Origin of the sequence: Nonomuraea ceibae, assembly GCF_019396325.1 — a bacterium.
GTDB lineage: Bacteria > Actinomycetota > Actinomycetes > Streptosporangiales > Streptosporangiaceae > Nonomuraea > Nonomuraea ceibae.
In genome coordinates this window covers 1-8,430 of the sequence record NZ_JAHKRO010000201.1, presented here as the reverse complement: position 1 = coordinate 8,430, position 8,430 = coordinate 1, and the positions used below count along the sequence as shown (strand labels likewise).

The 8,430-nt window shown below is 69.6% G+C and carries 12 protein-coding genes; 8 read left to right on the top strand and 4 right to left on the bottom strand.

Features of this window, described 5'->3' with window-relative positions; all coding sequences use genetic code 11:
- The first annotated feature begins 531 nt into the window (after positions 1-531).
- A complete protein-coding gene (locus KME80_RS48600) occupies positions 532-1,398 on the top strand; it encodes an NmrA family NAD(P)-binding protein (RefSeq protein ID WP_219519415.1) in 867 nt (288 codons plus the stop codon).
- Positions 1,399-1,648: 250 nt separating this feature from the next.
- Here KME80_RS48600 and KME80_RS51465 read toward each other — a convergent pair whose 3' ends face one another.
- Entirely contained in the window at positions 1,649-1,855 is a 207-nt protein-coding gene (locus KME80_RS51465; protein WP_246647079.1) for a hypothetical protein, read from the bottom strand.
- On the opposite strand from KME80_RS51465, the gene KME80_RS53530 reads away from it, so the two are divergent.
- On the top strand, positions 1,784-2,023 hold the full coding sequence (locus tag KME80_RS53530) for a hypothetical protein (protein ID WP_372455461.1): 240 nt from the start codon (positions 1,784-1,786) through the stop codon (positions 2,021-2,023). The two genes, KME80_RS51465 and KME80_RS53530, sit on opposite strands and share 72 nt — an antisense overlap.
- A 113-nt stretch (positions 2,024-2,136) precedes the next feature.
- On the top strand, positions 2,137-2,667 hold the full coding sequence (locus KME80_RS48590; RefSeq protein WP_219519406.1) for an ATP-binding protein: 531 nt from the start codon (positions 2,137-2,139) through the stop codon (positions 2,665-2,667).
- Here the strand turns inward: KME80_RS48590 and KME80_RS48585 are convergent.
- Positions 2,654-2,944, bottom strand: coding sequence for a hypothetical protein (locus tag KME80_RS48585; protein WP_219519402.1), 291 nt, complete (start codon positions 2,942-2,944; stop codon positions 2,654-2,656). The genes KME80_RS48590 and KME80_RS48585 overlap by 14 nt on opposite strands.
- A 373-nt stretch (positions 2,945-3,317) precedes the next feature.
- Here KME80_RS48585 and KME80_RS48580 point away from each other — a divergent pair, with 373 nt between their 5' ends.
- Entirely contained in the window at positions 3,318-3,530 is a 213-nt protein-coding gene (locus KME80_RS48580) for a hypothetical protein (RefSeq protein WP_219519399.1), read from the top strand.
- A gap of 231 nt (positions 3,531-3,761) precedes the next feature.
- Here KME80_RS48580 and KME80_RS48575 read toward each other — a convergent pair whose 3' ends face one another.
- Positions 3,762-3,983 (bottom strand): hypothetical protein, encoded by a 222-nt coding sequence (locus KME80_RS48575; protein ID WP_219519396.1) that lies wholly within the window; start codon positions 3,981-3,983, stop codon positions 3,762-3,764.
- Positions 3,984-4,366: 383 nt separating this feature from the next.
- Between KME80_RS48575 and KME80_RS48570 the strand changes: the two genes are divergently transcribed.
- Positions 4,367-5,008, top strand: a complete 642-nt coding sequence (locus KME80_RS48570) for a carbonic anhydrase (RefSeq protein ID WP_246647078.1) — start codon at positions 4,367-4,369, stop codon at positions 5,006-5,008.
- A 216-nt stretch (positions 5,009-5,224) separates the two neighbouring features.
- Here the strand turns inward: KME80_RS48570 and KME80_RS48565 are convergent, their stop codons facing one another.
- Positions 5,225-6,202 (bottom strand): L-threonylcarbamoyladenylate synthase, encoded by a 978-nt coding sequence (locus tag KME80_RS48565; RefSeq protein ID WP_246647077.1) that lies wholly within the window; start codon positions 6,200-6,202, stop codon positions 5,225-5,227.
- Between the two features lie 493 nt (positions 6,203-6,695).
- Here KME80_RS48565 and KME80_RS48560 point away from each other — a divergent pair, with 493 nt between their 5' ends.
- The 3 genes from KME80_RS48560 (at position 6,696) to KME80_RS48550 (ending at position 8,207) form a co-directional block, all read left to right on the top strand.
- Entirely contained in the window at positions 6,696-7,139 is a 444-nt protein-coding gene (locus KME80_RS48560; RefSeq protein ID WP_219519389.1) for a copper chaperone PCu(A)C domain-containing protein, read from the top strand.
- A gap of 68 nt (positions 7,140-7,207) precedes the next feature.
- Positions 7,208-7,372, top strand: coding sequence for a hypothetical protein (locus KME80_RS48555; RefSeq protein ID WP_219519386.1), 165 nt, complete (start codon positions 7,208-7,210; stop codon positions 7,370-7,372).
- A gap of 394 nt (positions 7,373-7,766) precedes the next feature.
- A complete protein-coding gene (locus KME80_RS48550; RefSeq protein WP_246647076.1) occupies positions 7,767-8,207 on the top strand; it encodes a VOC family protein in 441 nt (146 codons plus the stop codon).
- The last annotated feature ends 223 nt before the right edge of the window (positions 8,208-8,430 follow it).

The following is an 8,430-nucleotide window of genomic DNA, read 5'->3' as shown; positions in this document are numbered from 1 at the left end:
GAGGCGTTCTCGGCGCCGATCCCCGCGGGGCTATGGTCCGACCTGTGCGAGGCGGGCCTGCTGGACGAACGCGCCGTGGTGCACGCCGGACCGTGAGTCGATCGAGTCACAGTGCGGGCGTGCCGGGGCTGACCACTGGGGATTGGCGTCGGCGGCCCGTTTCTGCCGTATTCCGGTGGCACCCGTTCAGCGGCTACCCCTGTCTAATCAGGTGGAAGAGCCCATGGTTCAACATGACACGGCCAGAAATGGTGGACGATCCCCCTGTGGAGCGTCGGCCGTCATGGAGCCGGGTTGGGGGGCGCGGCTTCGTAGTCAGCATCCTCGGGCTGAAGTGGACGGATGTCCTCGCCGGTCTCCAGAGCGATTCCCGAAGGCGCTCGCGACGGAAAGGGCTGATCGGATGACCCTGTACGTTTCAGGCTCACATCAGCAGCCCATACCACCGCCCTCGGCGCACCCGTGAGGTTACCCGGACCACCGCGTCGGTTACGGTCACACCCAGGTCCGCATCGCCTGACGGGAGCATGCATGATCATCGTCACCGGCCCGACGGGCAACGTCGGCGCCGAGCTCGTCCGCCTGCTGTCGGAGCAGGACGAGCTCGCCTACCGGATCGCCGCGCACCACCCAGCCCGCTTCCCCGACCTGCCGGCCGTCCCGTTCGACTACGACGACCCCGCCACATGGGACGCCGCCCTCGACGGGGTGATGACACTGTTCCTGCTGTTCCCACTCCCCCACCCGCGCACGGTCCGCACCCGGATGATCCCGTTCGTGAACGCCGCGGTCCAGGCCGGCTGCCGGCACATCGTGTACGTGAGCGTCCCCGGCGCGGACCGCGTCAAGGTGGTGCCGCACCACGCCGTCGAACGGCACATCACCGCCACCGGCGTGGACCACACCTTCCTGCGCTGCGGCTTCTTCATGCAGAACCTGTGCCGAAAGGTCTCCACGCACGGCGTCGACATCATGGACCGCGGCGAGCTGTTCATCCCCGCAGGCGGCGGGCGCACCACGTTCCTCGACTCCCGCGACGTGGCCGCAGTCGCGCTGGACATCCTGCGCGACCCCGGACCGCACCGCAACGTCTCCCACACGCTGACCGGCCCCGAGTCGCTCACCCTGAACGAGGCGGCCCGGCAGCTCGGCCGGGCGCTGGACCGGCCACTGACCTACACCCGGCCGTCGCTGCCGCGCTTTTGGATCCGTCTGGTCAGGCGCGGCGTCACCTGGGACACGCTGCTGTTCATGAGCATCGTCTACACGCTCACCAGGACCGGCAGGAACGAGCCGATGACTGGCGAACTGCCCGCACTGCTCGGCCGTCCCGCCACCCGATTCGCGCAGTGGGCCGCCGACTACCGGCCGCGCTTCGAACGGCGCGATTGGACCTGAACCAGTATGGTATACCCGCGCCGGACGCCGCGGCCGTCGCCGATCAGGGCGTTCCAGGCCGTGACGGCGCCGCAGGGAAGAGTCGCCGCCTCGGCATAGGAGAGAGAGGTGGCCAGGGATGTGCACGAGCGCGTCCTCGGGAAGAATGGCCAGCTCGATCAGCATTCCGTCGAGCGAGCCACCCAGGTTGCGGCAGGTACGGTACGCCGGTTCCAGCGGGCCGTCCAGCACCGCGGGAACAGTGCGGCGGTCACGCGGTCGCCTGGGCGCGCCCGCCGGCGCCGTCCGAGACCGGTACGCCGTCCGGTTTGACGGGCAGCACGTACTGGCCCCGGAGCGCCAGAAGTTCGCGGAAGCTGAGCGAGGTGGACAGTCCGTCACCGCCATCGCCCGCGAGCTCGGCGTGGGCAGGTCGACGCTGTACCGGGCCCTGGAGGATGACGAATCCGGCCGGCATGCAGCCGCCCACGACAGTGCCAGCCTGGACGCCAGCGGCCTCCGGACCCCGACAGTGATGTGGTCCTGGCGAGGCTGCCGATGCCTTCGGCCGCAAACGTACCGATGCGCGACGCGTGCCTGGCTGATCAGCCCCCAGCTATGCGTGAGCAGTACTGGAGTGAGGTAGCCGAAGCCCCGACGTGACCCCCAAGTGGTGGATAGGGCGGGAGTGGCGCCCTATCCGGCATGGGGCATCATGGATGTCGCCGCCCCTGGCTTCATCGAGGACCCGTGACCGCCATGACCGACGACCAGGCCTTAACACTGCGCTGCCCGATCACCGGCGACCTGGCCAGGCTGCGCATGCTGTTGCGCGACTACGCCGCCATCACCGGCCTGTCCGGCCAGCGCCTGGACGACCTCCTCTTGGCGTCCCACGAAGCCGCCGTCAACGTCCTCGAACACGGCGGGGTGGGGGTCCTGGCTGCCCGCGCCGACGCCTGGGGCGTGCATGTCGACATCACCGATGCCGCCGGCACCTTGACCGCCGACCAGCTGAACGGCGCCTTCGGCGTGGCCGAGACCGCCGGCGCTGGGGTGAACGGCCTGTACTTGATCGGCCGCCTGTGTGACGCGGTGGAGCTCGACCACCCCGGCGGCCATTCTCGGCTGCGTCTGCACATGCGCTACCAGCCTGCCTCGGACAGGAAGACGGAGGAGCCGGCTCCCTCCGCCAGTCGGGCATCGACCGGAGCGGTGATCCCTGACCAGCCAGGCGCCGCCTTCCTGAACCCCGACGCGGAACCGGCAGGAGAAGCTACTCCGGAGTGACGCCCGCCGCGTCCACCGCGTGGCCGGGCACCGGCGCCGCCTCGTCGGGCACGGCGATCTGCAGCTGAGCTGCGGTGCGCACGGCCACCTCGCCCAGCAGCATCACAGCCGCCTGCAGCGCTCCCACCGGCACGCTGGCCCGCGAGTCGGCCGAGAGACGATCGAGGGTCTCCGGCTTCCACTGGCGGCTCAGATAGGGCACATGGGTGGTCAGCCCGTGAGCCAGCTGGTCGCGCTGCGACCGGTCACGCGCCGGGTCGCCGGTGGTCGTGGTCATTGGTGTCCCCCTTCTGCTCATGGGGGCACGGAGCGGTCTTCCCGTTCTCCCGGCCGGCCCAACCTTCCGCCCGGCTCGGAGGCTGCCCCGCGCCCCAGGCCCTGCGCTGGGAGTCCCAGGACTCGTGCGAGAGGTGCGGACGGCTGATCGATTGGTCTCATGTGCCCGTCTGAGGGCGCAGACTTTACGACCTGATATCGCAAAATTGCCCGATGGGCCGAGCTGTGCGGCGGCGCGCTGCCGCAGAAGGGCGCCGCCCATGCCGAACTGGCGGGCGAGGCCCGAACGCTGCGCGGACGGTACGGCACGGCACTGGTCTAGTTCGGGCGTCGCCGTCGGCGACATCGGCCAGCGCATCAGCATCCTTTGCGACATGAGCACGCTTGTCCGGCTCGAAGGCGACGTGTCGACCACGCTGTCGTATGTGAGGCCATCGGCGTGGCGGGAGCCGGACAGCGTGGCCGCCCCCTACCGGCCGCGTGCGCGCGCCAAACCCCGCGACGCCGCCGAGTACCGCCGCCTGCTCGCCCGGACGCAGTCCAGGCTGGACGACCTCGACGAGCGAGACGAGTCGGAGGCTCCCTGACTGAGCGGCGCCGACGGCCACGTCCACGTCGAATCCAGCGCCGCCGCCGCTCTGCGCGACCTTGCCGTGCAGAAGGCGTGCCCTTCGCTGGCCCGTCTCGCGACGGGCGCGGCGCAGCCGGCGCCGCTGCCCGCACGGCGGTCGACGTCCGCGCCGGTGCGCCAGGAGATGACCCAGTCGGCGAGCGGCTCCAGGAACGGCAGGCCGACATTGCGCGAGCCTGCTCGTTCGTCATGGCGGCATCACCATGGGAGCGTCCAGGTCACACCACTCACTGGCTCCCAGGTACAGCAGCCCGTCGGGTGAGCGCGGTGTGCCCTCGCCGCTGCGGAAGGAGATGGACAGGAACGGCAGGTCAAGCACCTGCACGACCAGCAGCACCGTCAGCTCGGCTCTGCGCCTGCCGTTCTGCCCGCGCACCGCGATGACCCGCGTGCTGTCGCGGCCGGGCACGTACCAGGCGGGGGCGAGCTCGGTGGGGGCGGAGATCTCCGAGAACCGACGCCCCAGGCCACCCAGGGATCACCGGGCGGGACGTTACCGAACCAACCAGGGGCCTGCCGAGAGGACCGGACCGCGCAGCGCCGTGCAGCCAGGAAGTTGCGCTGCCCTCGTGGTGAGGGAACGCCTGCACCGGCAGGACGCTCGCCAGCACCTATGACCGTCGTGACATATGGGCCAGTGGAACAGGCCCGGTTCCGGGCGATGCGCCCTCGTTCGGCTGACAGCGTGGGCGGCGTCTTACGGTGGTGACAAGGCCGTCGGCGTGGCCCGACATGGTGAGCTCCGGCGGGCCGGGCGGTGCGACGGCGGGCGCCGACTCGTATGCTGCCGCCATGACCGAGATCCAGAGCCCGACGCCCCGCGACGCCTTCGCGCTGCTCATGGCCGGAAACCAGCGCTTCGTCTCAGGTATCCCCGAGCACCCGAACCAGGACGCGACACGCCGCAGCGAGATCGCACCGTCCCAGCAGCCCTTCGCCGTGCTGTTCGGGTGCTCCGACTCCCGGCTGGCCGCCGAGATTATCTTCGACCGCGGCCTGGGCGACCTGTTCGTGGTGCGCACCGCTGGCCACGTCGCCGGTACGGAGGTCCTTGGCTCCGTCGAGTACGGCGTGTGCGTGCTCGACGCCCCGCTCGTCGTCGTGCTCGGCCACGACTCGTGCGGGGCCATCGCAGCCGCCCGTGCCGCGGCCGATGGTGGAAAGGTGCCCGGCGGCTTCGTCCGTGACGTCGTCGAACGGGTTACCCCGAGCGTGCTGGCAGCCCGGGCCGCCGGACGCAACCAGGCCGACGAGATTCTGGCCGAGCACATCGAGCACACGGTGAACCTGCTGCTCGAGCGCTCTCGCGTCCTGGCTGAGCGGGTGGCCGCCGGCCGCCTCGGCGTGGTGGGGCTGTCCTACCGGCTGGCCGACGGCAGCGCGCAGCTCGTCGCCTCTCGCGGCCTCGAAGCACCGGTCCCTGCCGCGTCCTGACCGTCCCCGGCCATGGCCGCCTGACGCGATGTGCCCCGGTCGGAGCTGGCTCGGATACGTCACGGGGAGACCCTCCGGGGTTCATTGCTCGATCGCCCAAAGGCGCCACCCGATGCCTCAGGGAATCTGCCACCCTCCCGGCCAGTCCGGCGGAAGCTCAGCCGAGTCTGCCCGCACCTCCGCACCCGGGACGGTGTGGCACGGGGTCGGCGCTGTTCACGTGGTGGTCCGGGGGCCCGCGGCGCGGCGGAGCCGGTTGGCGATCGCCAGTCCCAGCCCCTCCTCCACCGGCAGTGACGCGACGATGAGGTCACACGCTTGCTGGTCGAGCTCGCGCAGGAACCCGTACAGCCGGCGCGCGTAGGCTGCCATCGAACCGGGGACCGCCACCACCGCGTGCGCCTTCACCTCAGCGTCGGCGAAGGCGGCAGGGAGAAAGACGCCGACCCGGTGCCCCAGCTCCTGCGCCAGCTCCGCCTCGGCGACGACCTTCTCCGGCTCGACCAGGACGACCCGAGCCCGCGGCGCGTAGTGCGACGGATGCTGGCCCGGCACCCGGATGTGGCTGGTCGCAGGGGCCGCGAGCGGGCACCCCAGCACCGCTTCGAGATCCTCGCGCGTCACTCCGCCGGGCCGCAGAATGGTCGGGATCTCGGCGGTGGCGTCGACGATGGTCGACTCGACACCGACCTCACAGGGGCCGCCCTCCAGCACGAAGTCGACGGCTTCGCCGATCTCGGCACGGACGTCGTCCGCGGTCGTGGGGCTGACCGAGCCGAAGCGATTGGCGGACGGGGCCGTGACGCCGCCGCCGAAGGCCGACAGCAGCGCGAGTGCGACGGGGTGGTCGGGCACGCGCACGGCCACCGTCTCCAAGCCTCCGGTTGCTTCGAGGGGCACCCGGCGACCGCGCCGCAGGACCAGGGTAAGGGGTCCCGGCCAGAAGCGTTCGGCCAGCAGGCGGGCCGTCGCGGGCACCTCCTGGACCCAGTCGTCCAGGCACTCCGCGCCGTTGATGTGCACGATCAGAGGGTGGGAAGCCGGGCGTCCCTTGACCTGGAAGATACGCGACACGGCGGCAGGGTCCTCAGCGTTGGCTCCAAGCCCGTAGACGGTCTCGGTCGGGAGAGCCACCAGGCCCCCGGCGCGCAGAACACCAACTGCCTTCTCGATGTCACTGGTTCTTGCCCTCATCCTCGTCATCCTAGGGTCTCAAGGACCGACACCTGTCATGATCAAATCTCAGCGTCAGCCGCCGACGCGTCGCGCTGCCCACGACCCTTTGGTCCCCTGTAGTCGCGCCACCAAGCCGTCCCCCACTCCGAGACCATCCCATGCCGCCCATCGGGCTCACCTGGGCGACACCCCATGCACGCTGAACCGGCGCCGACGGTCCCCGTGACCAAGCGGCCGGCTCGACGCTGCGAAGACCGGCCTCTGGCCAACTGGCCAGCGGTCACCGCGACACGGCGGGAGATCGGTCGCTCGGAGAAGGGAGAAGGACGTCGTGGCCGACGGAGCGGCCGAGTAGGTGGTACGAGCCGTGTTTGCCGGCGAGTCCGTCCGGAACCGCCTGGCTCGGTCATCCCGGGGTATACGTCGGGCAGAGGGGCTCCTTGTACTGGGGGATGGATCAATGAGATGGCTGCCCACGCTCACTTTGCTGGCCGTATGTTCGTGCGGAGGCGTGGATCCTGCTGGGCGTAGCACCGAAGAGTATCCGGCCAACTACGCCGCCAACGAGATCGTCAACGGCATGATGCTGCGCAACGCCTTCGTGATCGGCGGCGCCGCCGGACAGCCGATGCAGGCGGGATCCAACGCGCCGGTGTATCTGGCGTTGTACAACCAACGCGGCCAGACCGACGAGCTCATCTCCGTAAGCGCTGCGCCTGTGTTCTCCGGGGCCAGCATTCCCGGTGGGGAGCTGCCGGTGCAGCCCGGGCAACTCGCCGGCGGCGGCCTGCAGCCCCAAGCGGTACTGACCGGGCTGACCAGGCAATTGCGCAGTGGCAGCTACATTCCCGTCGTCTTCACCTTCCGCGATGCCGGAACCCTGAAGAAGCAGGTCCCGGTGCTGCCCCCGTCACAGTGGCGTACACCCTTCTCTCCAGCGCCTCAGAGCCCTTGATCGCGAACGATGAGGTCTCGGTAGAGATGGAGAAGCGCGAAGGCTGAACGGCGGGACGGCCTCACCAGATGGGCCGCTCCGTGGTCACGTTCGCGGCCGAGCTGACGGGCCCGCTGCCGATACTGATCTACGCCTGCAACTGGCTGATCAGCCTGGCCTTCGTCGTCACGATCGTCATCGTCACCGTGGACATGGGTCAGAGACAGGCGCTGGACGAGCTCGCCATGGGGTGAGCCGAGTGTTCGCGAAGGAACCTGGCACCGTCGCCCTCGGCCTGCGGCCCGTTGCTTCGACTACTGGCCTTCTGGGGTCTGACAGGAGGCATCGCGGGAACCATGGGGATTTCCCTCATCGGCACCTCCGGGATGCGGAACCTGTCGCTCTTCCGTCGGCGTGGTGGCTGTGCTGGTGGTCGGCCTGCTCCCGGGCTTCGTCCGCTGGGCCTCACGGCCCGCGCCGACGGCGGCCTCCCTGCCACCGCCGTCCACCTGACGCGACGACCGCACGATGACCATCATGCACGCGTTCGTCTCCGTGCGACGGAAGCACCTCGACATCGTTGCGGTGGCATTCGGAGGAAATACACGACACAGGATGTCGTGATTCATTGGGAGGTTTAGCGGGTCCATGTACAGGCTTCACCTACACGAGGAGTATCAGATGGGATCTCAGCTCAACCCGTGCCTCGCTTTCAACGGGAACGCACGGCAGGCGATGGAGTTCTACCGGGACGTCCTGGGCGGCACTCTGGAGCTGGGCACGTACGCTGATTTCGGCTCGTCGGACGCGCCCGCCGACAGGGTCATGCATGCCACGCTCCGCACCCCGGGCGGTTACACGCTGATGGGCTGGGACGTCCGGGAGAAGATGCCTCACACCCTGGGCAATAGCGTTGCGGTCTTCCTCGGCGGCGACGACGCCGCACTCCGCGGCTACTTCGAGAGGTTGTCCGCCGGCGGCACCGTGACGTTGCCCTTGGAGAAGCAGTTGTGGGGCGACGAGGCTGGCTCGCTCGTGGACCGGTTCGGTATCACCTGGATGGTCAACATCGCCCAGCACCAGTCTTGAGGATGGCTGGGTGGCAGTCCTTGGTCTCGCGGCCATAGACCATGGTCGGATGCACAGACCGTGCCCGTGAGCTTACGTTCAGGGACGTGCATCCACCCACAGCAGTGTCCAAGACCTCCCTGTGGCGTCGCCTGGCGCCGGTGGCCGGGTTGTTCGTGTTGTCGCCCATCGGCGCCGAGTACCTGAGCGGCTACCACGGCCAGCGCATCGGGGACCTGCCGGG

What these genes read in the sequence shown, in the direction of transcription:
- KME80_RS48580 (WP_219519399.1), top strand. Translation starts at nt 3,318, where the DNA reads ATGAGCACGCTTGTCCGGCTCGAAGGCGACGTGTCGACCACGCTGTCG.
- KME80_RS48565 (WP_246647077.1), bottom strand. Translation starts at nt 6,202, where the DNA reads ATGAGGGCAAGAACCAGTGACATCGAGAAGGCAGTTGGTGTTCTGCGC.
- KME80_RS48600 (WP_219519415.1), top strand. Translation starts at nt 532, where the DNA reads ATGATCATCGTCACCGGCCCGACGGGCAACGTCGGCGCCGAGCTCGTC.
- KME80_RS48550 (WP_246647076.1), top strand. Translation starts at nt 7,767, where the DNA reads ATGTACAGGCTTCACCTACACGAGGAGTATCAGATGGGATCTCAGCTC.
- KME80_RS51465 (WP_246647079.1), bottom strand. Translation starts at nt 1,855, where the DNA reads ATGCCGGCCGGATTCGTCATCCTCCAGGGCCCGGTACAGCGTCGACCT.
- KME80_RS48590 (WP_219519406.1), top strand. Translation starts at nt 2,137, where the DNA reads ATGACCGACGACCAGGCCTTAACACTGCGCTGCCCGATCACCGGCGAC.
- KME80_RS48570 (WP_246647078.1), top strand. Translation starts at nt 4,367, where the DNA reads ATGACCGAGATCCAGAGCCCGACGCCCCGCGACGCCTTCGCGCTGCTC.
- KME80_RS48555 (WP_219519386.1), top strand. Translation starts at nt 7,208, where the DNA reads ATGGGCCGCTCCGTGGTCACGTTCGCGGCCGAGCTGACGGGCCCGCTG.
- KME80_RS48585 (WP_219519402.1), bottom strand. Translation starts at nt 2,944, where the DNA reads ATGACCACGACCACCGGCGACCCGGCGCGTGACCGGTCGCAGCGCGAC.